Source organism: Vibrio sp. 10N.261.54.A5 (assembly GCF_041471145.1).
In the GTDB taxonomy this organism is placed as follows: Bacteria; Pseudomonadota; Gammaproteobacteria; order Enterobacterales; family Vibrionaceae; genus Vibrio; species Vibrio crassostreae_C.
Genome location: NZ_JBFRNU010000034.1, coordinates 12620 through 36778 on the forward strand (window position 1 = coordinate 12620; position 24159 = coordinate 36778).

Here is a 24159-nt window from a genome sequence, read left to right on the forward strand (position 1 = left end):
CCATATCTGTGTGTTGATTTGGGATACTTGCTGGGCATCCCCTCTTTTAACGATGCTTGTACTGAGTCGGACAATAACCTCTCGAAACGTCCGAACTGCGCAGTTTTACATGCTTGGTCGAGCGCCCAGAAACACGTGAGCGCCACAGCTTAAAACTGCCAAGCTTGAGATGGCTACGCATAAAACGAATCACTTGCGATTCATTCAAACCAAATTGCTGTTCTATTGCTTCAAACGGCGTTCTGTCTTCCCACGCCATTTCAATAATTCTTGATTCATTCTCTTTGGATAACATCATACATACTCTTCCTTAATAAACTGGGAGAAATACGCTCGTTCCAAATTTAAAGATCACAGGACAAACACTTTGAATTGAACGCGTTATAACGTTCGATAAAACAACAGGCTACCAACTAGGCAATCATGGGATTAAATAAGCTTGTGCGAACTCTCTAAGCACTCTCGCATTATTGTGGTATTTGCTATCCCCGCACTTTGTGCCATCTACTCTGATGTCCGGGCTGGAATATGCAGGTATAACATCTCGCTCATAAGACATCACTGTGCCTCTGTCAGCACAAATTGTACCGAAGGAATATTGAGGAGCTCTTGGATACGTTCCAGAAATGTAACTTTCTATACTATCAAAATCTTTCAATAACGTTTTATAGTCATGATTAGCACCACTTAAATGGCCAATTTCATGCTCCATTAAGTAATCAGGGCAGTTTATCGCTAAAGAAAAAAAGTAGGATACCGAAGAAGACATACCACAATAATCAGACTCAAAGCTAAAATTATAATTAGAAAATACTATCCCAGTAAAAATGGGGACGCCGTCTTCTGTTGTTTCTGGAATCGGTTCTTCCATCGAGAGTTTTAATAACCTCTCTGCTGCGCCCAAATCTTGAAACCAAAGGCTGTCGATTTCAGACGTATAAGTCACCTTAGTGACTTTTCTCGTCATAGGGACGCAGGAGTTTTTTAACACCAGATTCGAATAGCTTTCCCATGTCGCTATTTTAGAGGCTATAAATGCTTTGGAATATTCATCTAACACCGATTCATCAACATAAAGGTGGATTTCTGTATTCAAAACCTCGCTCTGTACACAAGTAGGAAACTCGATGCTTTGAGCATTGGAGAGTCGACTATTGCTCAACACTATAATCAAAACACAACCAACTAACTGGATGAGCCTTTTAAAAGAACTCTCACTGACTCGTGTATTCATTTCCACCCTCTCCCTATATTCAAAACCACAAAGAGCATCAAAAACGCCGTGACTTAAGATTCATATCAACCCCCATTACACATATAAGCATTGGCCTCTCAAAGTAACCTGCACTACCTGTGTTTTTCAGAAAATAAAAAGCTCGCCATACAATGACGAGCCTTGTTGATTATGGGAGCTTAACGCTTATAAGACCTTAACCTTAACAGATCTAGCCACTAAGACAGCTGATCGCGTAAAGCCAATTCAACGTTTTTCAATACTTTGAACTCTTCTCGAGTACAACCGCGCGCCACGGAAACCCAATGGTCGCCAGTTTCATCGGCCCCTTTAAACTCTGCACGCAACTCATATCGTCGCCATGTAACAAACGCCAAAATAAAGGTCAGTGCAAGCATTGGTAAACCGAACTGAGGAACAAATGCCCAAGTCGCCGCCGAGAGGACTAAAGCCAACGAAACGATATTGATTGCGTTTTCTTTAAGACCCAATTGACGAATTTCTAACTGTTTGATTTTACGTAAGCTATACACATCTTTTTTAACTCGGAGTTCATCAGAACCCACCAGAAAGTCTGATGCTTTGTATGACCTACGAAGTCGCACTAAATTCGCTAACCTGTTGCGTGTTTGGTTCTTATTCATCGCCTTTCTCCATGTTATTTAAAGGTTAGTAAAAACTAATATAATCATGAAGTTAATGAACGAATGCTTGTTTTATAAATCAAACCAATATTAAAATCAAGCCTATGCAATTAATAACAATTATAACAACACCACTTAGCATATAAAATTCAAATAAAAAGAAGGCTTATTGAGGAGTCTACTCATCGTAAATCGATGTACTTTAGTTAAGTGAGATATAGGCCGATAATATTTCCAATAACCGACCAAACATACCAAACGGCGGGCATAATTCCTCCTGCTTTGTAACCACTTATTTCAACGCGATTTTTGCGACAAACTTCGTGTTCAAGGAATGCTGAACAGTGGTCACATAACGCTCCACTTGTCATAGGTCGCATAACTCCCTTGCCCACTATCCATCCGGCTTTTAAATACCTGAATCACTCAATTGAACATATCAATATAGCTTATCGATTAAGCAATTGATCTCATAATGTAGAGTCTGTACGCTTACACTATGCACACGGTTACCTAATGAAGATCACGATGAACGAACTACTGACATGCGGTATGGAACAGAAACAACGAACAACGGTGACGAGTTTATTCGCAAGAAATGGATTTAAGATCGCAACGACTGACTTTGATGATGTGACTTTCGAACGTGAAAATGTGTTGGTCAACGTTCGATTTGATTCCTCTTCTAACGTTGAATCGATTTCAATTCTAAACAACTAACGAGCTCACAAGCAGGTCGCTAAAATAATTGAATGGCCAACATTCGAGTCATTTTAGCGTATCTTGCAACCTGCCATTTTCTACTTCATCCCCATCCTCTTCTTTTCAAAAGCCACCGAGTGACAATTAAATCAATAACTCGCAATTCCATGAGCTTGGCTTATATTTATTAATACCCTTTGAACAAAAATCCGAAATGATGCCTATGTTCCTAACTCGGTTAATTTATGTCAGTACGCTTTCCGAATGTTGTGATTCCAAAGCATTGGAGGAGATACTCGCTATCTCGCGAGATCATAATCGGCAAAGCCATTTAACGGGGCTTCTCAGCCATAATCAAAAGTACTTTCTTCAATGTATTGAAGGGTCTAGAGAGGCCGTTAACCACACATACAATCATATTCTTAACGACGAGAGACACAATCACGTCGCAATACTTTATTTTAAAGAGGTTGATAGCAGAGAATTTGGAGACTGGTCGATGGGAGACATTCCGCAGTCCAATTTAACCGAGCTGTTGAACTTACAGTTTTCAACATCTGATCAATTTAACCCGTACGAAATGTCTGGCGAAAGTGCTTATCGAATGCTTTTAGAGTTAAAGCAAAATTTGCCATCTGAATAGATCTTCGACCCGACTTAATCCGTAGAGCGAGCAACAAAAAGCCCCAACGTATGGGGCTTTTTGCGTTTTATTGTAAAGGCAACTATTCGTTATTCTTCGGTGAACTCTAATCGCTCTCGCTGCTCACCGCTTCTTGTTCACTGCCAGCAAGAGCTTGCTGTTCGGCGGTAATATCAGATTCTTTGAACACAATGAACGCGCGGCGGTTTAATGCATCGGCTTTTTCAGAGCGTTCATTAATCGCAGGCTGCAACTTACCAAATGACTTCACTTCCCAGATAAACTGCTTAGGATCGAGTTTGGTTTTGAGGTATTCAACCACCGTTTCTGCGCGGCGCTCTGCCAGCTTTTCATTGTAAGAAAGTGAACCCGATTGGTCGGTGTGCCCTGCCACCATTATGCTGCCTTGCAGGCCGCTCAACTTCGTTGTGAAGTCATCTAACTGAGTTAGATCTTCTTGCTTGAGTACTGACTTATCGAAATCGAAGTGTGGCGTCATTGCCATATAAACTTTACGTTCTGGTTTTGGTGGCTCACAGAAAGGCATCTCTTCGTACTTCTGAGCTTCTTCAAACACAATAAATGCACGGCGGTTCTCCGCTCGGTCTTTATCTGTCTTACCAAACAGAAGAGGTTGAGTCTCACCAAGATGTTTCACTTCCCAGTCATATTGCGTTGGGTCTAGTTGCCCTTTCAAATAATCTGCGACCGATTTAGCACGGCGCTGTGAAAGACGTTCGTTGTATTCCAGAGAACCTTTGTAATCAGTATGGCCGACAATCGTGATACGCCCTTCGAGGCCTCTGATCTCTTTAACAAAGGTATCCAAGTTGATCTTATCGAGGTCGCGTAATTGGTATTTATCAAACGCAAAATGCTCTGCGATGGCGATGTGCACCTCACGCTCTGGCGCCAAACACTCGCTGATTAAAAACTTAGACACATCGATGCCTGCGAACTTGTCTCGGTTCTCCTGGCTCACATAGGTGTCGGTTGCACAGCCGGACAGCAGCAAAGTACTCATCACTGCGCTTATTAGGAAAATAATTGTTTTCATCTTACTCTTTACTGTCACTTTGAATTCTCAACTCTTAACTTTCAACCCGCTTTGGGGCATGCTTAGATCTTACCGACTAAGTTAATAAACACGCCGGATGCGTCGTAGTCGTCATCATTGGTTAAGTCACTATCAAACGCAGAGAAGTTATAACCAATCCCCATTTTGAAGTTCTCGCCGATGTGCTTGTTCACCGAAACTAACGCACCGTGTTCTAGCTCATCGTTGAGTGTGTCTGTTTTCCAGTGGTATTCACCCGTCACATCCCACTCTTTCATCACACGGTAAGAAGCGCTTAATCCGTATAGGTCGATATCGCTTTTAACCAGCTCATTCGAACCAGATGCTCGTTCAAAAGCTTGCTGTTTGTCTTTATGGGCGTACTTAGTACCGATATCCCAGTGTTGGTCAATCGAATAGATCGCCTCAACTTCAATGATCTGACTGGTTTCGTCTTGATAATCCACATCGCGATCCAGTTGATCGAAATCTGCAATATACGTGTAGCGGCTCAGTAAATTGAGTCGATCGTTGTAGATCGGACGATACGCGAGGCCGCCAGTGGCTTCAGTAAATTGCGCCATAGTTTCGCCCGTAGTCTCGCTTTCGGTAATGGAGTAGTTGTACTTGCCGAACAATGTGTACTCTTCCGTTAAGTGATGCGTATAACGGTTGGTCGTCACGATTTGTTGAAGTTCTCGCTGAGCGATGTCAGGGTCGTCTTCACTCTTATCCACTCGGTATTCAAATTTGTGGCTAAGGGTTATGTCATCTAGGTCAATTGAGGCATTGAAGCTGATAGATTCACGCTCTGTGGTAATGTTCTGGTCATCTTCAATTTCACCAAGCTGATAACCAATCCCCATCTCGACATCTTCCGTCACATCGTAGCCAAAGCCGTATGAGTCGATACGGCCATGACCATCATTTTCATCAACAAACTGGTTCTCTTGGTAAAAATCGACACTGCTGGTGAGATCTGCACGCTGACCAACAATCACGTTGTTTTGGCCTTCGTAGTTATCATCTACATAAGTTACGTAGGTTGAGTGGTCATCGGATACATCGTAAGTCACAGTCGCTTCTGCTACTTGGCCTCGGTCGCCATCGGTGTATTCGCCACCAAGAGACAAGTCTTCCAACACTTGGAATTCAGCACCAATCGACGCGCTGTCGTTTTCATCATAGTCATCCGACTGGTCGACGGTCTTTTGCCCTTTGACGTAAACGCTGTTCTCGCTGTCCCACATGTATTCCAAACGCACACCTGCTAAGGTCGCATCGCTGTGCTCGTCGTTTTGGTTAAGCTCTTCAGTTTGTTGCCCTGCCGCCGAAACCTTAATGTGCTCGGTGATTTTAACTTGAGTCTCAATCTCAATCATTTCAGTATCTGTTTCTAGATTACCATCGACATCGCGCTCTTCATTGGTCGAGAAACGAGATAGCACCGCCAAGCGATCAGTTGCTTGTAAACGAAGTTCAGCACCGTATGCCTCTTGCTCTAAATCATCGCTGCTGCTCGCGTAGCTGTATCCCGCGTCTTTGTCTCGATACCAAAGTTTCAGGTCATTACCAACGGCACCAAAGATGGTTGGGGCAAGGTCATAAAGGCTGGTGACAGCGGTGATTTGGACACTATCACCCTCGCGGTCTTCCAACGTGTCGCCAATGGGCGTAAAGGTTAAACCACCATCAGTAGAGACGAAATTCGACTCGGTTTGCCTACCTTCACTATGTGCAAACTCAGCCTTAATGTAGGTCCCCTCAGTGGCACGTAGCGTTAAGTCCGTTCCATAAGACTCGTAATCTTGATTGTCCTTTTCTTGAGTCGCATACGTCACGCCAGCACCAACGTAATCGTTGATCCAACCTTTAGCACGACCACCGTAAGACATCGCATCTAATGAATCTGAACCTTGTGGGACGTACTCATAGTCGACAACCAGAAAGTTTTCGTAATCATCGCCGTTTTCAATCACGCTGCCAAAGCTGTCGGATAGAATGTTATCGAGTGGCTTGGTCAAAATAATGCGACCTTGGTACGGGTCAAAGTCATAGTCGACGCCCGGCTCAAGTGGGATTTCATTCTGCACTAGGCCAGATTCATCTTTTACTTTGACGTAAACTTTGTCACTTCCCGGTACCGCTTCACCATGACGAAGGAAGTACAGAGAACCGCCTGTGCCCAAGAACTCATCGTGTGCATACAACGAGTCTGCTTCTGCGGTAAAACCAACCATGTTCAGACGATCTTCACCGTATTGTGTAGTATCGCGAGTGCGATAATCAGCTTTGAAACCATAGAGGCTACGGTTGTAATCGTTGTTCTCAGTGCCTGTTAAACCCGTGTTGTAGTTACCCCACAAGTATTGAGACTTATCGTATTCCACATTGAGGTAAACCTTGCCCTTGGTGTTGACCACTTTTTCGATGTTTGAGCTGTCACCATAGTTACCGTAATAAAGCTCATCGTCGTCTTCGAGGATATCGAACACATCCGAATCGTCTGAGGCGAACGGATGTTTGAACATGTCTTTGATTTCACTTTCTCGCGTATCAAAGTGAGTTGTTACACGAAGTTTGTCGCCAAATTTACCCTGACCAAAGTACGCTAAACGACCTTGGTTATAGATGTCATTTTGATACTGGTCATCGACACTTAATGCATCGCTATTACCAGACACATTATTCTTACCAACATAAAGATCAGCCAAACCGGTTTGTGCGTAGTACGTATCTGGAATACGAACGTACAGCTTGTAACGACGTTCATCACCGTTATCAAACACAACCTTGGTAGGGAAAATGTAGGAGTCTGTTGGTAAGTACTGCTCTGCATATAAGTTGCCATCTTCGACATCAAATTCATCTTCACCGATGATGACTTTATCTACGCCTTTCAAGCCAGTGCCGATGAACTTCGCTAAACCCGCATTGGTCGGGATGTTGTGACGCATCAGCTTTGCCTGTCCGTAACTTTTACCTTTGCTCTCTTCATCGTCGTTATCGTTTCGGTCGATATCGACTTCAGAGTCCGGCTTAACTAAGTCAGTCACACCAACGGTGGTCACATCCATGTTGCCATCTTTGTCCCACGCTTTTAGGCGGAACATCAGCTGCTCACCGACCTCAAACTGATAATCAACATCAGTTTGACCATCCCAATTGATGTCAGAGTCGTTCGCCAGTTTATCGCCTTCAAGCACAGCGATTGGCTCAGACAGACCAAAGTCACCCACTCGGTACACTTCCAACTGGTACTTTTTGATGTAGTAACCGTAGTTGGTGGTAATGGTGAAACCGACGCTGTCACGCAGTGTGCCTTGTTCGACTTCTAATTCATCGCTGACACTGACATCTAATACTGGGTCAAAGCGAGTGATGTCACGGCTTGCCCAAATAGCGCCTTGCTCTAAGTAAATACGCGAGCTGTCTTGGTCTTGGTTCGGCTTGGTGATTTCAATGCCAGTCGTCTCAGAACCGAGTTTTTCAAGCTTACCTGTGTCTTTCGCTACCGCCATCACAGGAATGGCCGTTAACACACACGTCGCTAAACGAGACTTACTAAATACTTTCATACAATTTCCAGTTACGGTTCCAATGGCTTACTTCTGTTCACTTTGTTGGTCTTTGCGATGAACGCTAAAGTTGAACTTGGTGAGCTTGTTCGGGGTAATTCGCAACACTTTTGGGTTTTCGCTCACCACTTCCATGGAGGTGGAGAGCGAATCAGTGTCCAACTTCACGAGGAAGTTCTTACCTTTCTTATTGAGTACCCATTGGTCGGGCACGTGGTAACGACCGTACTGGTCTGTGTAAATAACGATTCCCTCAACCGTCATCAACTTAACGCCCGGAATACCATCTTCGTAAATACCTTTGTTCTCGATAACGATTTCCCACAGGTAATCCTCGCCATCGCGATACAGGTTTCTGGTTACGTTGAGGTTTTCCGCGCTCAGTCCCTTTTTCTTGTCTGATTCATGCTTAAACTGAATCTGACCTTGTGCGTCGAACTCGATACGAGAGCCCGCATCGGTTGTGACGTAGAAATCAAAGCTTTGCTGTGTGCGAGTTTTAAATTGAATCACCACTTTGCTGGTTTCTGGCAGTGTTCGGTTCACTGAATGTCCCCAAAGGTCACCAAGCTCCAAACCTTGTTCAAGTGCAGTGGTTATCGCACCATCTTGAATAGCAACGTCTTGACCATCACGAATGATGTGCGTCGAATCAGCGATGTAGCCTTGTGTTGCTAAGTTCGCAGTTAGCTCAACATCAAACGCGGTTGCATCAGCTTGGAATCCATCTTTGTTATGATCTTCAAAAACTTTACCGATGATCGATGAGGTATCGAACACCTTGTCCGGCTCAATGGTCACTTTGGCGGTGTCTTCATTAGAAACAGCCGAGCCATCAACCTTCGCTACTGCGGTGTTGATGTAATCACCAAAAGTGGCACCTACCGACACACGTAATAAGTAACGAATACGCAGTTTTTCACCCGGGTCAAAGTTCAACGATGTGAACATTAACTTACCTGTGTCTGATGGTTCTTGAGAGATAGCCTGATCGTCTTCCGTACCAAACTCACCATCAATGCCGCTTAGCACAACTTCTGATGTATCCACGATGTATTTCAGACCACCTGGGTAACGGTCTTCCACAGTCACGTTCTTAAAGTAAGATTCATTGTTGTTCTCAACGATGATCTCGTACTCAACCGCATCACCCACTTGCGCGGTATCTTGCAACGCAGACTTGGTCAGCTCCAACTCTCCAGAATTATCAGGAATCTTCTTGATATGAGTAGTTACACTGTCGCTGGTTTCGGTACCGTCAGATTCGGTCGCCGTAAAGGTATTGGTAATGTCGTCATCCAAGCCCTTACCTAGCGTACCCACGACCTCAAACGCGTAAGCATTTCGTTTGTTGGATTTCAGGTTAACGGTTGTGTCTAAGTCTTTATTCGAAGGGAAAGAATGACGCTGAATAACCGCGCCCGAGTCGTCGACTTCCACACCTTCAATTGTCCAATCGATAAAGACTTTATTACCTGTGCTGTTTTGTAGTCCACTGATCTCATCGGTTAGACGAACATTAGCCGCGTTACCTTGACCGTTGTTGGTCACGGCTAAGTAATAAGTGACACTGTCTTCATCTTCGGTGTATTCAGGCTTATCAGAACGTTTTTCAACAACCAGATCAGCACCCACTGGCGGCAAATCCAAAGCAGATACTTGATCTGCCACTGCTTGCATCGAGGTTTCAGAGGCCAACATGCCTTTAGAACGAGCGCGCATCGCTGGGCTACCAGTTAAGTCGAGGTAGTATCCAAGCACATCGATATTAGTCAGCATGTCTTCGTTGACCGTCAATGTGAACGTGTAATCAATCTTGCCGCCCGGCGAGATGTCGACCAAGGTGAACAGGTCTTTGTCGTCATCAAAGGTGCCAGGTTGAGTTTCAGCCCCTTCTGATGTTGCCGTTAGTGTCCATTCATCAAACGCATTACTAAAATTACCATCAATATGATCACCCATGGATTCAGAGAACTGGGTGTAAAGCGCGACATCTTTGGCTATACCTCGGCCTATGTTTTGCACCACTAAGTGATACTCAACCTGCTCTCCCGGCACGTAATACGGGGCATCGGTAAACAGCTCAGCTTGAACCACAGCCGCAACTGTTTGAACTGGAGGACTGATAACATCGCCGCCATCTACTTGCGCAGTATTAATGATGTGTCCGGTCGCGGTATCGACTACGGTGCCTTTTGAGCGGAACACAACTGTGCCGTGCGGTGCAATATCCACACTGTACTCAATCGGGCTAATTTGCTCCGTCGTCGTTCCTACCGTGGTTGACTCAACAACCAAAGAAGTGGTTCCAGCAACAAAAGCAGGCCCAGTGGTACCATCGTAATAGCCCACCTCTATCGTGCTCATGTCATCGACAACACTTAAATCGCTGATGTAGTTGTTAGAGGTGTTTTCAATGGTAATCAAGAATTCCAGCTCACCACCCGGCTCATACTCGGTTTGTACGTTAGTTTTCGTCGCAACAAACTCAGAGTCTTTCGGTGTCATGACTACCGTTGAGTCTTGTGGTGTTCCGTTATAAGTGATGGTTGCCGTGTTACTGATATCGCCAATCGCCGTCGTACGAATCAACGCCTTAACATGGAATGTCACGGTACTTTGTGGCGCCACATCCATACTCACATCGATATCTTCACTCAAGTCGAACGTCTTGGGAGTGACAACAGAGCGATCATCCGAGGCGTCAAAGCTCACTTCCCATAGTAGGAATGCCGACTCTTGTTTATCCGCGGTCGTGTCGACTTGAATGTCACTGATGATGTCTTGAAGTTGAACACCAGATGCAAACGCATCAGAGCTGTTGGTTACGGTGATGTCGTAGTTAATCAGCTTGGTTACTTCATACGATGGCGTATCAACCGTCTTCTTGACCGAAACCGTCGCCAACACTGGTGTACTGGTAGCACTGTCATCAAATGTTGTGCCGTCAAAGGTCGCTGATGCGATGTTAGTAATATCGCCTGTCGCCAACGGATTAGTCGCAACTTGAATAGTGAAAACAATACTGTCTTGAGGCGCAATATCGAGCGTCTCATGAAGGTCTTCACCACGGGTTGCATCCGGTACTGGGGTTTCACCGGTTGTCGATACCGCCGATATTTGGATTGAAGCAGGGTCAAAAGCTTGTTCAGTCGTACCACCTGCAATCGTGGTTTCAACCGACTTCAGCGCATCTTCAATAGCAACATCTTCAGCCCAACCTAAGCCGTTATTCTTAACGGTCACGGTGTACTGAAGTGTTTCTCCCGGAAGGTACTCTGCTTTATCGACATCTTTAGTGATCTCAACTTGCGCATCTTCTGGAATGTAGGTCGCGTCTGCAGAGTGCTCACCGTCGTCGCTATCAACTTTAACGACGTTAGTGATCTCGCCTTTGGCTTTATCATTAACAGTGTTGGTCACGACAAATGAATAACTGTCACCCGGGTGAATGCTGTAAGTCGCACTATAACCCTGTGCGTTATTAACCACATCTTTGCGAGCGTTCAGTGCTGGATCGCCACTGCCATCAAGCTGTTCGTCACTAATGACCCAATTACCTGTCAACGCTTGTTCTTGATCTGGGCTGTTAGCCACCTCTGTCATGATGGTGTCGATACGATCGGTTAGAACTTGATCGACAAGGTAACCTTCACCCGTGTTAGCCACAGTGATCTTGTATGAGATTGGTTGACCCGGTTGGTATTTGGCATCAGGTTCTGCAATTGGCGTCGTTTCTTTGGTTAGAACCAATTGACCCGACTTCGGAGTGATAAAGCCTTCTCGTAAGCGAGCGATCTTCGAATCGTCCAAACCATGTCGCAGATAAGCCGTATTGGTAAAGCGCCCAATCGCGTCATCTCGTACCTTGCCTTGGACGTGAATACGGACAACTGTGTACTTATCGCCGCCACCCGTACCGGCATCGTCACGCCCTGCCATCTTGATCGATTCGACAGGTAAATCGATGTCTGGACTGTTTTGAGCAACTAGCTTATCTAGCTCTGAAAAATCATTAGCGTCAGGGTCTGACGGCGCCGAGTTATAAAGCACATCGTAATCAACCGTCCATTCTGTCAATGCCGTTTTCATTGAGCCATCGACGGTTTCGACTTCAAAGCCGCTGATGATGTCACGAATCGAAAACAGGCCAGAATCCACATCGTCATTGGTGATGTCGATGTAGTAATTCACTGTTCCACCCGGCACGTACTCAGGCGTATCCGTCCATTTATCAATCAGGATATTCGAGCGGCCCGGATCAAGTACGATGTCGTTGGTGTTATCACCGTTCACTTGCGCCGTGTTGGTAATAGTGCCTGTCGCTGAAGTCGACACGGTGCCTTTCACGTCAAACACAATACGCTCACCAGGACGAAGATCGACAGTTGCATTCAATGGTACGCTACCGTTGTAGTTACCTTGCACGTCATAAGTGCCAACAGGTTCAACCGCAATAGCCGTTGTCCAACTAGAGAACGCATCATCACCATCTTCAGTTTTAATGGTGTGAATCGCATCAATAACGCTCACGTCATTTGCGATGCTATCGCCTGTGTTATCTAACGTAACTTGGTACTCAACATCACCACGTGGTGCGTAAGTACAACCGCTGCCATCGTTTGAAGGAACAGAACACCCTGCCGATTCACCATCGGTATACACCAAGGTTTTGAAGTAATCGAGCTCAGCATCTTTAGGTGGTATCACTTGCGATGTTGCAGAGTCACTTCCTGCCGTCACTTGGTTCGCATCAATCGTGCCCAAAGCGTCGTCACGAACGACACCGGTTAAGTTAAAGGTCAGCACTTCTCCCGCGGCAATATCGGTTTCAATATCAAGGTTGCCACTGGTGTTGTAGCTTGGTACATAAGTATCCGCGTTGGCATCAATACCATTGCTGACTTCATGGGTCATATCGCCAGAAACAAAAGCGGATTCCGTTTTACCGCCAATCACTTCGACTTGAATGTCTGTGATTGTGTCTTTGATTTGAATATCATTCGCCCAACCGTTTTCGGGGTTAGTGACGACAAACTCATACTCAACTTCGTCACCCGGCAGATAGGTATCCCCATCATTGAACGGGTTGCCGTTAATCGACACCACGCGTTTTTCAACACTGATATTATTTCCTAGTGGCATTAGAGTCGCAGTACGAACCTTACCGTCATAATTCGCTTTGTTTTGAATATCGCCCAACGCATCCTCACGAATCTCAGCATGGATGGTGAACGTTAGGCTTTCTTGAGGCGCGATAACAATGTCGTTATCAATATTGACGTTATTACCAGAAACGAAGTCAACCGCGTCTGTAATCGAACCTACCGCTGCCGTTTTTTCTAGCTGCACTTCCCAACCAGATAAAAATGGCTGGCCGACAGGGTCAGTGCCAGACGTCGAGGCATCTTCTGCAATGCGAGTCTGAATTGCAGAAATAGTATCTTCAAGGCGAGAACCATACTCAATACCATTACCCGTGTTCTTAATTTGAACTCGGTAGTAAACCTCACTTTCACCAGCGACTTGAGAATACTCAGTCTTTGCCGAGGAGAGGCCTGCGTCATAAAATGCTTTCTTAGAGAACGAAATTTCAGGCTCAGCCATCTTTGCAGGTGGAGATACGGCAATTAGTTCATTTCCGTCATCTTCATCGATGTACGCTCGGTTAGTGAAAGAACCTACTGCTTTCGGACTGATTTTGGCCTTGATGACGTAACGCACAAACGATGACAATACTACACCGCCAAAGTTGTCTGCCGATATATCAAAGTGCGTATCAATCGGTTGATTGTCTTTAATCGAGTTATCTACATCAGGATCTGAAATCCCCGATCCATCAGCGAAAGTTTCAATCGTCCAACTATCAAACGCCGAACCGCGAGTTCCATCGTAGTATTGAGTCGTTATCTGGTCGATATCATCACGTAAACTGATGTCATCAACGTGCGCCGATGCGATGTTCTCGATTAGGATTTCATACTCGATGTAGCCGCCAGGCATGTAATTGGTAGCACCAACCAACTCATTACCATCCGTGTCGTAATACGCCAGAATGTTCTTTTCAAAATCAACTTTTCGAGCTTCTTGACGAATATCATGAGATATCGTGTCGCCATCGACGGTTAGAACGTTAACAACATCGCCATTGGCTTTGTCATTGATGGTCGCGACAACTTGGTACTCAAGCTTAGCGCCCATCGGAATATCGGCTTCAACATTTAGGTTACTGTTGGTTGATGTGTAAACATTGCCAGCACCTGCGCCCGCATCCACATACTCAGAATCAGTTCCAGTTGCGATCGATGTGATGGTCCAATCTGAATACGCTGGTCCTGTATTACCATCCACTAAGCTGACCGTAATATCTTCGAGGTTATCGACGATTGGAATATCGTGAGCGTTACCTTTGCCGTCATTCTCAATCACTAAGTGATAGGTCACGGTTTGAGCGGGCTCGTACACCGCTTCATCAGTCGTTTTATCAAAATCTAAATGGTAGTCATCGGGAATCACGACGGTATCTCGATAATGAATATTACCGACCGCATCCGGTCTTACGGTACCTGTTACTGTGTAAGTCACGTCTTCGCCAGCATCGATATCAATCGAGGTTACGATGTCAGTGTCGTTCGCAACATCACCGTCTTTGGTACCATCTGTTGTACCCGCGTTCGCAGGATCGCTCTTAGCAACCGCCACCGTAAACTTGTTTGAACCTACCGAATCATCGAAAAATGGATTACCTGAATTGCCATCTTGTAGCTCCACTGATATGTCATTAATCAGTTCGTTAACGTCTACGTTGTTTCGATAACCATGTCCATCTTGAGAGTTGTACCTAATGGTATAAGTCAACTCATCTCCCGGAGAGTAGCGGTTAATGTTAGTAGTGCGAACAACGCCGCCGTTATTATGTACCTGATGGTTTTCAGCCACGGCACGTTTGGCATACTCACAATCGTCAGTACAACCGGCATTATCATCATGAATCAGCACGGCTTCGTTGCGGATTATGCCGCCGTCTCTGTCCGCTACACCGTTAGATACCGCATTGTCTTTGACATGCGCCTTAATACGCACCGTGACAAAGTCTTTGGCCGGAATTGAAACTGGGAACTCCACATCTTCAGTCGTTTGAGGGCCGAAACCAGAGCCAGTATCAACAGACCAATAGTCAAACGGGTTTTGATTAAGAACATCTTCTACTTCACCATCTTTATCATTCGCTAGCGTAGTAGTGATCTCACTCAGGCGATCCATGAAGATAAGATCGGTCTCATCAGTGTCACTGTTATTGCCAATAACGATGGTGTAGGTGAGATCTTCACCCGGCGTGTAGCGGACAACATCGGTCGTTTTGGCTAATGAAACATTGATGTCATAGGTACTGTGTGAGTTATCTATTTGTGCAGAAGAGCTGTGGTCACGGTCCGTGATAGGGTCGTAAACATCAACACGGTTGGATACTTGTTCTTCTTCATAGTCAGACTTAACAATGCCGCTCACCTCATAGTGAACCCACCCTCCGGGAGTGATATCAACGTCGGTATCGATGTCAGTGTCGTTAGCAATGTCACCGTAACGAGAACCCGGTTTATCGGTGTTGGTCGAACCTACAATTGTCCAGCTATTAAAGAAGTTAAGCGCCGAAATACTATCTTGTACCGTTGCGTCATTTGCATAGCCAACACCGCGGTTATAGATATAAATATCGAACGTAGCGCGCTCACCTACAACAAAGTCGGTATTTTGAGCTGTCTTAGCGACTACAAGATTAGGTTCACTAGGATAGGTGCGTACCGTATCCGATAGATTAGTATCTGGTCCCGTCACTGTTGCGGTATTGGTGAATGCTCCCCAAAGAATCTCACTGTCGACACTGCGATCGAGTGTCCCAACAATGGTATAAGTAATCGTCGCACCTGGCGGGATCTGAGCGGTGGCATCCAGATCATTGTTATCCGAGAACGATCCAGGGTCAGTCACAGCTTTCACCCACGGAGAGTCTGCCTCTCTTTCTGCACTGATCGTCCACGATGAGAACACGGGCTTGGTTTCACCCGGCTCGTGAAGGAGCTCAGCTTCTATGGTGCTGATTTCATCTTTGACATTGATGTTAGAGGCGAAACCGTTCCCTGCTGGGTTGGTAATGCTGATCGTATAAGTGACAGTATTGGTGGTGTCGGTATACGCGTTTTGTTCGTTATGACCATCAACACGCTTATCCAATACTAAGTAGTAATCTCGTGGGTATGAGCCTCTGTCGGAATAAAGCACGCTGTCGACCGTCACTTCATTACGGATTTCATCATCGGCAATGGGGTTTACGATCGCTGCAATGCTATAAACGATCTTATCGTGTGGGGCCAACTTAGCCTTCTCGTCCAGGATAAGTTTATTGCTTTGATTACCTTCAATTTGACCAGTAAAGCCGGGATCACTGTTTGTCGAAATTGAGCCGTCAGAGGCATAGGATTTCGCAGTAATAACCCAGCTCAAATACGCTTTAGTCGGTGTATCATTAATAGACTGAGTCATGACAGAGACTAAATCATCATAAACCGGTACATCAATCGCGTAGCCGTCACCGTTATTCTCTACCGTGATGTCGTAGTTCAGGGTACCGCCAGCTGAGTAGTAACGAGAATCCACTTCCTTTTGGACCTTTAATTTCGAGTTTGGCATTTGTACACCAGAGCCCGACTCGCCTAAGTTATCCCCTAAACACAAACCCGCATCGGTACCATCATCAACAATCTGACCCACACTGGTGTCTGCCACTTTTGCGGTCAGCTTATAATGAACGAAGCCCTCAGGTGCGAGGTCGACTTTCAAATTGATGTCGTTTGTTGTCCAAGTATTGTAATTAAATGAACCATAGTTCGATCCGTCACCACTTCTATCAGCGACTTCAAGCTTCCACTCGGAAAATGCTGAAGCGTTAGAGCCATCCGCTTGCTCTGTCACGATACAAGCAAATTTATCGACAACTTCGATATCATTGGCAAAAAACTCTGTGTCCTTGTTAGAAATAACAATGTCATAGACCACTTCGTTATCACCGGCTATCCCCGGAACATAAGTAGTATCTGTGGTGTTCTTATTACGTGTAATTTGACTTGACGACGTCGTCAGAACGTCTTTCGAATCGAGAATATTAGCCAAAGCATCGCCAGAATCAGCGAGGCCATCAGCATCAACCACTCGGGCAACGACTTGGGGGATTTGACCAATAGACACAGGGCTAACGTCCACCACAACGGAATAAACAATCTGCTCACCGGGATAGATAGACACTTTGTCTTCTAGTGACTTGTTGGACTCCTTTCCAGATGCATTGAGTTCAGAAAGGCTATTAGAACCGATCGAGGTCACTTCATTGGTCCAAAAATCGTAAGGGTTACCAACCGTGTCAGTTGCGTTCTTTTCGTTGCTGACATCGTTACCTAGATCGGTTTCAAGATCCGCAAGAAACTGCTGAACCGAATAATGGTACGCGATACCAGTGTTTGCTTGATTAGCAACCGTGACCGTATAGGAAAACTCATCGTCGACTAGGTAGTTATCCGATTGGTTCAAGGTATGTGTCAGGGTGATACTAGGCTCAGTGGGTGGAGTGATAACCTCATCAACTGTGACCAAGTCATCGCGTGTTTCAGCGATTATACCGTCATTAACGATGTCGCCGACTAAATTGTCGGCAACGGTCGCTTGAATTTCGTAAGTCACTGACCCACCTATATCAATCGACGCAGCACTTACTGATAAGTCCCCTGATTCGGCGAAGGTGCCTGGATCGCTTTTGCTGCCTTCAACCTTGCTTACTGAGTTAACGTTGTCAGTAAAGGCTTGTTGCAAAGCCCCTTCAATATTGAGTGCCTTTATGTCTGAAATGACATCTTGAACGTCGAGCGCCTGAATAAACGTATCGCCAGTATTCGAAACCTTAATCTTATAGGTGAGTTTGTTATTGAGTTGATAGTTCGCTTTATCGACCGAAACAACAACATCATGTTGATACACACCACGCTGAATGGATTCTGTATTTGATTCAACAGCATCCAATAGTCCAGTGCTCGCACTTGCGAAGTTATCAATCGTACCGGCTGCGTTAGCAGAAACGGTGGCGACCATGGTGTAGGTCACTGACCCACCAGCCGCAATACGCACACCTGATGCATCTAAGTTTCCGAAGCGACTGTAATCACCTGGAGATGACAGGAAGGAGGATTGCGCTTGAGTCGAGACTTGCGAGAACGCGCTGACATTATTCCCTTGGTCATCTGTCGTTAAGATATTTAACAGCTCATCCTTAACGTCCAACTCAGCAATAGCTTTATCCGACTCATTCGTTAAAACAAGCGTATAAGCCACCTCTTGGTCGTTGTCGTAAGACGCGCTGTCAACAGACAGATCCATAACAAGACCCGTTGTGTCCGCATAGGAGGCAAATGGAATCAATAAAATAGATAAGAAAAAGGCAAGGTTGTATCTGAACATTAACGCGCACTTCACAGTAGATTGACAAGTGTCTAGGCAAAAAGCCATAGATTTGACGTCACTAATTTGGCACTTAGCCTATTAGGGACATGCGCAACATACAGTTCAAATAATCCGAACAATTAACATCTGTAAAAAACAAATTACTGAAGATGTTAAATAGAGAATCTGATGTCTAAATTAGAATCAAGACATTGAGTTAATTATCAGAAGGTTAATGTTTTAATGAGTGAGTTTTCACAGTTGTTACGTAACTTCAGAAAGGAACTTCAATTTACACAAACAGAGTTTGCAACCTACTTAAATCAGCTGGACGACGAGTTTAATGCGGTTGACGTCGTAACGATAAATCGTTGGGAAAACAGTAAGGTAAAGCCTAGTACATACAAAGCACTCAAGATCTTACAGTACCTTGGCGGAGATTTGTTTGAGACAATAAAGAGCTTTAAATCCGAACAAAAAGACACACTAATCGAACTGTTTTTAAACGAATCCTATGGCTCATTTCAAAGTAGAATTTCAGCTCTATCAGGCCTGAATCAACAACAAGGCAAACGCAACTTTAAGTCACGGCCTTTAATGTCAGAGCCGTGTGACACTGGCGTTATCGACAGAATCAAACTACTTTCTAAATTCACAAAAGTCGATATTTCGCCATTGGACCAAATTGATTTATATCTCTACTACTGTGAGAAAAAAGCACATGGTCACAAACTGATCAATGTAGATGGTGACATTGTGAGTCACAACGTAGGCTTTTTCTTTGAAGACCATCAATTTGAAACATTAAAAACTCAAGAGCTAGATCTAAGAATGGCCTGCTCTTTAAATTCAAGCAAAAGCATAAATTATTTTAATATAAGCTCACACTCAGAGACAAAAGATCATGTTATTGAGCATATAGTTTCAGATATACAGTTACTTTCTCAGAACAAAAACATTAGAAAATATTCTGTTTTAGTAAAAGACCCCAATATGATGAGACTCTTGAAGAGTGTGGGGTTTGAAGTATTTAAATTTTCAGAACCTTCTGCTAAAAAATGTAATATTACATTCAAAAATAAATATTATAGCTACTGTATATTAACGATTGATAAAATAGACTATCTGACTAATCGGAACGTAATGTCACTAATCAAAGATGAATATTCTACCATGATGAAATTTCCGCAATTACTGCGCGAAGCGCGCAAGAAATTGAAGTTAACGCAAAAGGATTTTGCGGCATACATTAATCACTTAGATGATGAATTCAGCTCTGTAGATGTCGTAACGATAAATCGATGGGAAAATAGCAAAGTAAAGCCAAGTAATTACAAAGCCCTAAGGCTATTGGACTGCCTTGGTCTGGACTTGTATACAACGTTGAAAACCTTTGATTCAGAAGATAACGAAGACAGTGTATTACTTGAAGACTTCCTTCGTGAGAGGTTCTTTTCGTTTCAAAGCCGAATATCATCTATCACTAAAGGGGAAATAGAAGAAGGCTGCGACTGTCAGATCATGCCACTAATGACAGATCAGAATGACAAAGCAGTAATAGATAGAATAAAGCTGATTTCACAATATACAAAGATGGATCCTTCAGCTCTTGATACCATCGACCTGTTTCTCTATTGCAGTGAAAAAAAGGCGCATGGCAGAAAAATGGTCGATGTTAAGGGCAATATTGTTAGTCATAGCCTAGGTTTTTTCTTCAACGAAGAGGTATTCGAGCAATACCAAAATAAGCATCTACATATTAAGCAAGCTTGCTCTTTAGATTCTAACCAGAACTTAAATTACATTGTGGTTAGCGGTCACTCTGAGAAGCGCGAACAATCTATTGCGAACCTGATTTCCGATATGAAGCTTCTTGCAAGCAATACTAAGATCAAGAAATTCTCTATGATGATCAAAAACCCAAATGCATTGGAGCTGATGAAAAACCTTGGATTTGAAATATGGAAGTTTTCAGAACCAACAGAAGAAAAGTCGAACATCACCTTCAAAAACAAAAACTACCGCTATTGCGTACTGACTATCGACAAGATTGAATTACTGAGTAATAAACATGTTATTTCTTTTATTAGTAAATATGGTTAAGCACCGGATTTTACCAACGATAGAAAGCTTATACTAAATTCTGCTTAAGCTTTTCTTCCAACGCTTGGATACACAGCTTGATGGCGATAGGCGTATTTGAAGCGAATGGATTTAGCGCATAAACCGTGTTGGTGGGTAATTCAAAGCTTGGCAGCACGTCGACAACATCACCAAATAACTGAGGAATGCAGAAATCTGGAATCACACCGATACCAACACCTGATTTAATCAGTGCAAGGCAACTGTGGAACGAATTGGTGACGCAACTAGCTTGCTGTTGGTAGACAAAGTCCTGCTCAGTTTGAGAACTAAAATGATGAGTCACCTGCTTTCCCTGCCAAGAGTTTGCAATGTAAGGAATCGATTCAAGCTCACGTTCACGCATGCTTTCAACGCCACATAACACATCTTTAAACTCACCTAACCTCTTCTGCTTTAAGTTACTGTCACGAGAACTGCCCACTCGTACCGCGAGATCAATATCGTGCTCCATGAAGTCTAAATGCTGATCGTCGCTTATCAGTTCTGGCTTTAACTTCGGATATTGCTTCATTAGATCTGCAATGACGGGTACGACGAGCAAGTCCATCAGAGCATTCGACGCCGTAATACGAATCCGACCTTGGGGCTCTTCTAGCTCAGCTTTCGCCATATCCCAAGCCGATTCAGCGATCACGTTGATGTCTTTGCAACTCAAATAAAAACGCTCACCCATACTGGTCAGAGATTGCCTGCGTGTTGTGCGTTTAAGGAGAGATGCGCCTAACTCTTGTTCTAGAATTTTGAGATGTTGACTGACGACAGATTTAGACAACTCTAACTTTTCAGCCGCAGCCGAGACTGAACCCTGCTCTACGATATGAGCGAAAATCGACATCTGCTTTAGCTTACTCATCTTATTGTTCTCTTTTTACAAACAGTATTTTCTATTATCTCTGTTTTTCAAATCAATTTCCAAGACTAAACTCAATTCAACTTATCGAAATACCAAATAAAAAAGACAGTGCTCGAAACAACAAGACTGTTATGGAGAAAGACAATGTTAGACAACCAAATTTTAGAAGCATGTAAGCAAGGCATTAACGCGTGGCAAAAGGCTTTCAACAACCAAGATGCGAAAGGTTGTGCCGATCAATATACTAAAAGCTGTGTAATGGAAGCGCGTCCATTTGGTACTTTTGAAGGTCATGAAGCGATTCAAGCATTTTGGCAAAACATCATCGACCAAGGTTTCAAAGACGTTGATTACACCGATGTAAAATGGGAAGAGCACCCAGACGGCGGTTACATTCTTACCGCGAGTTGGACAATGAACAAAGCGTTTGGCGTTGTACATCATGAACACTGGGCACTTGAAGCCGATGGCTGCGCTCGCTTAGTCAGCGACAACTTCGAAGTTCAAGGCGAACGCTAGAGCTGTAATTAACAGCTAGAAGCTCAAAAATAGAAGCAGAAAACAAAAAGCCAGCAATCCAAATGGACTGCTGGCTTTATAATGTTCACTCTTGTCGCCCTTTCACTTGGTTTGAAGGTGATTGAGTGACTCTACACAATCACTCAACACGCTCATCATTTCAAATCAAAGTGTCTGGTAAGACAGAACAAATACAAGTCAAAGTTACAGTGCTGCTTTCTTCGCTTCTGTAATCCAACCATCGAACGTGCTTTGGTTCGCTTTGATCCAACCGTTTACGTGCGCTTCGATATCCGCAGAGCTGTTCTTACCTTTACTCATCATCATGTTCTGAGCGCTTACATCATTGATGTTAAGTTTGATGATTTCAAAAAGCTTCGCTGCTGATGGGTTGTTCTTAGCAAACTCTTTATTCGCAATAATGCGCATTGAGTTCATTTCGAAGCCGTAGTTTTTGCCGTTAGATAGCGTCGTATCAACGTTCGAACGCTCGCCAGGAAGTGCTGAGAAAGGTACTTCTAACCAAACCACATCTTCGTTAGGCACCAGTACGCCACTTACCCAGTAAGGTGTCCATGTGTAGTAAAGGATTGATTCACCCTTTTGGTAACGAGAAATTGTATCTGCAATGATTGCAGCGTAGTTACCTTGGTTGTGAGTTACCGTATCGTCCAGTTTGAACGCTGAAAGTTGGTGTTCAATCACCATCTCACAACCCCAGCCTGGGTTACAGCCTGTTAGGTCTGCTTTGCCATCACCGTCCGCATCAAACAGCTTCGCGATTTTTGGATCAGTTAATTGACCAATGTTGGTGATGTTGTACTTTTCAGCCGTTTTCTTATCAATTAGGTAACCTTGAGCAGCGCCGCTTACATATTGGCCTTCACGGTAGAATTTCTCATCACCACCTGCCATTGTGTATTTATCAGCATGAAGCGGGAACCAACCTACCGTTAGGAACGTTGCGTCACCCTTTGCAATCGAGGTGTAGCCTACGTTGTAGTCCACTTCTTGAGTTGATTTCACGTCATAACCCAGTTCTTCTAGAGCACGGTTAACGATCAATGTTTGGAATGTCTCTTCCGCTACAGACGATTGAACAGGCTGAACTGATACGCCATCACCCGGTAGGCTTGCTGCCCACACGTTAGTCGATACCGCTAATGTAGAAACGATGCTTACTGCGAGTTTACTCTTCCATGAATTATTCATTGGTGTTTTTCCTTAATTGAAGTTCTGATTTGTTACCGCGATTAAGTACATTCAGTACAAGGGAAACAGGTCCCATGCGATACCAGCGTAATTTTGTATTACCAGCATTGACACCCAGTACTTGGGTGATTCTGTCTAATAAGATGGCTAAGATAACGATGCCTAAACCACCAACAGCGGCCAGTCCCATATCCAAACGGCCAATACCTCTCAGTACCATTTGACCTAAACCACCTACCGCAATCATTGATGCGATAACCACCATCGATAACGACAACATCAGTGTTTGGTTCACGCCCGCCATGATAGTTGGTAATGCAAGTGGCAGTTGAATTCGGTAAAGCATCTGCTTTTTGCTTGCACCGAATGAGTGACCCGCTTCGATCAATTCTTCCGGAACTTGCTGAATACCCAAGATGGTCAAACGAACAACAGGAGGAAGTGCGAATATGATGGTCACCACGACACCCGGAACGTTACCGATACCAAACAACATGACGATCGGTACTAAATAAACGAAGGCTGGTGTGGTTTGCATAGCATCCAAAATTGGGCGCACGAATTTAGCCGCCGTGTTACTTCGAGCGAGCCATATCCCCATGGGTAAGCCAATCAATAGGCAGAAGAATACGGATGTCATGACCAGTGACAATGTGGTCATTGCTTCAGACCAAGCGCCAATCAAGCCAATGAAAGTCAAAGATACGGCCGTTGCAACGCCAAGCTTCAAGTTTGAAAACTGCCATGCCACTAGAAACAAGATGATCAACATGAATGGTGCTGGCGTAGACACCAACGCCGTTTCAAATGAACTTAGGATAAAATCGATAGGCACACGGATTGCCTGGAATAATGGGCGTCCGTGCTCAACTAACCAATTCAGTCCAGACTCAACCCAAGTGTCAACAGGCAGCACAGCCTCTGCAAAAGGGTCAAGTGGATCAAAAGGTGTCGTTTCAACGGTTTCGCTGCTTAACCAATCCGCTGACGGTGAGGTATCAGCGGATTGACCCCAAGGATCACTTGCAGGTTGAGCTGGAGGAGCCGATTGAGACCATGGGTCATTATTTGTTTGTTCAGACGACAT

General features: G+C 44.4%; 13 protein-coding genes. 4 read left to right on the forward strand and 9 right to left on the reverse strand.

Annotated features, from left to right (window positions below; genetic code table 11):
* Positions 1-46: 46 nt before the first annotated feature.
* The 3 genes from AB4329_RS11035 to AB4329_RS11045 all read right to left on the reverse strand — a co-directional run bounded on the left by AB4329_RS11035 (position 47) and on the right by AB4329_RS11045 (position 1878).
* Positions 47-298 carry a TIGR03643 family protein gene (locus tag AB4329_RS11035; RefSeq protein ID WP_065583896.1) on the reverse strand — a complete coding sequence of 84 codons (252 nt, stop codon included), beginning with the start codon at positions 296-298 and terminating at the stop codon, positions 47-49.
* Positions 299-421: 123 nt separating this feature from the next.
* Positions 422-1234 carry a zinc-dependent metalloprotease gene (locus AB4329_RS11040; RefSeq protein WP_229647203.1) on the reverse strand — a complete coding sequence of 271 codons (813 nt, stop codon included), beginning with the start codon at positions 1232-1234 and terminating at the stop codon, positions 422-424.
* Positions 1235-1452: 218 nt separating this feature from the next.
* The gene (locus tag AB4329_RS11045; protein WP_017065381.1) at positions 1453-1878 is read right to left on the reverse strand and encodes a hypothetical protein; all 426 of its coding nucleotides are present in this window, start codon (positions 1876-1878) and stop codon (positions 1453-1455) included.
* Between the two features lie 528 nt (positions 1879-2406).
* Here AB4329_RS11045 and AB4329_RS11050 point away from each other — a divergent pair.
* Positions 2407-2598 (forward strand): hypothetical protein, encoded by a 192-nt coding sequence (locus AB4329_RS11050; protein WP_372058825.1) that lies wholly within the window; start codon positions 2407-2409, stop codon positions 2596-2598.
* A 205-nt stretch (positions 2599-2803) separates the two neighbouring features.
* Complete coding sequence (locus AB4329_RS11055; RefSeq protein ID WP_017065379.1) at positions 2804-3223, forward strand: BLUF domain-containing protein; 420 nt, start codon at positions 2804-2806, stop codon at positions 3221-3223.
* A gap of 106 nt (positions 3224-3329) precedes the next feature.
* Here the strand turns inward: AB4329_RS11055 and AB4329_RS11060 are convergent, their stop codons facing one another.
* The 3 genes from AB4329_RS11060 to AB4329_RS11070 all read right to left on the reverse strand — a co-directional run bounded on the left by AB4329_RS11060 (position 3330) and on the right by AB4329_RS11070 (position 18280).
* Positions 3330-4280 (reverse strand): OmpA family protein, encoded by a 951-nt coding sequence (locus tag AB4329_RS11060; protein ID WP_017067279.1) that lies wholly within the window; start codon positions 4278-4280, stop codon positions 3330-3332.
* A gap of 62 nt (positions 4281-4342) precedes the next feature.
* A complete protein-coding gene (locus tag AB4329_RS11065) occupies positions 4343-7858 on the reverse strand; it encodes a hypothetical protein (RefSeq protein WP_372138303.1) in 3516 nt (1171 codons plus the stop codon).
* 27 nt (positions 7859-7885) lie between these two features.
* Positions 7886-18280 (reverse strand): hypothetical protein, encoded by a 10395-nt coding sequence (locus AB4329_RS11070; RefSeq protein ID WP_372138347.1) that lies wholly within the window; start codon positions 18278-18280, stop codon positions 7886-7888.
* A gap of 306 nt (positions 18281-18586) precedes the next feature.
* Between AB4329_RS11070 and AB4329_RS11075 the strand changes: the two genes are divergently transcribed.
* The gene (locus AB4329_RS11075) at positions 18587-20446 is read left to right on the forward strand and encodes a helix-turn-helix domain-containing protein (protein ID WP_372138304.1); all 1860 of its coding nucleotides are present in this window, start codon (positions 18587-18589) and stop codon (positions 20444-20446) included.
* Positions 20447-20474: 28 nt separating this feature from the next.
* Here the strand turns inward: AB4329_RS11075 and AB4329_RS11080 are convergent, their stop codons facing one another.
* On the reverse strand, positions 20475-21341 hold the full coding sequence (locus tag AB4329_RS11080; RefSeq protein WP_372073070.1) for a LysR family transcriptional regulator: 867 nt from the start codon (positions 21339-21341) through the stop codon (positions 20475-20477).
* Positions 21342-21485: 144 nt separating this feature from the next.
* Between AB4329_RS11080 and AB4329_RS11085 the strand changes: the two genes are divergently transcribed.
* Positions 21486-21860: a nuclear transport factor 2 family protein gene (locus AB4329_RS11085; protein ID WP_017060338.1), complete on the forward strand. Its 375-nt coding sequence runs from the start codon at positions 21486-21488 to the stop codon at positions 21858-21860.
* 204 nt (positions 21861-22064) lie between these two features.
* Here AB4329_RS11085 and proX read toward each other — a convergent pair whose 3' ends face one another.
* Together proX and proW are read right to left on the reverse strand one after the other, a co-directional pair.
* Positions 22065-23072, reverse strand: coding sequence for a glycine betaine/L-proline ABC transporter substrate-binding protein ProX (gene proX / locus AB4329_RS11090; RefSeq protein ID WP_017065955.1), 1008 nt, complete (start codon positions 23070-23072; stop codon positions 22065-22067).
* Entirely contained in the window at positions 23065-24159 is a 1095-nt protein-coding gene (proW, locus tag AB4329_RS11095; protein ID WP_102333175.1) for a glycine betaine/L-proline ABC transporter permease ProW, read from the reverse strand. Before proW ends, proX begins: the two co-directional genes overlap by 8 nt.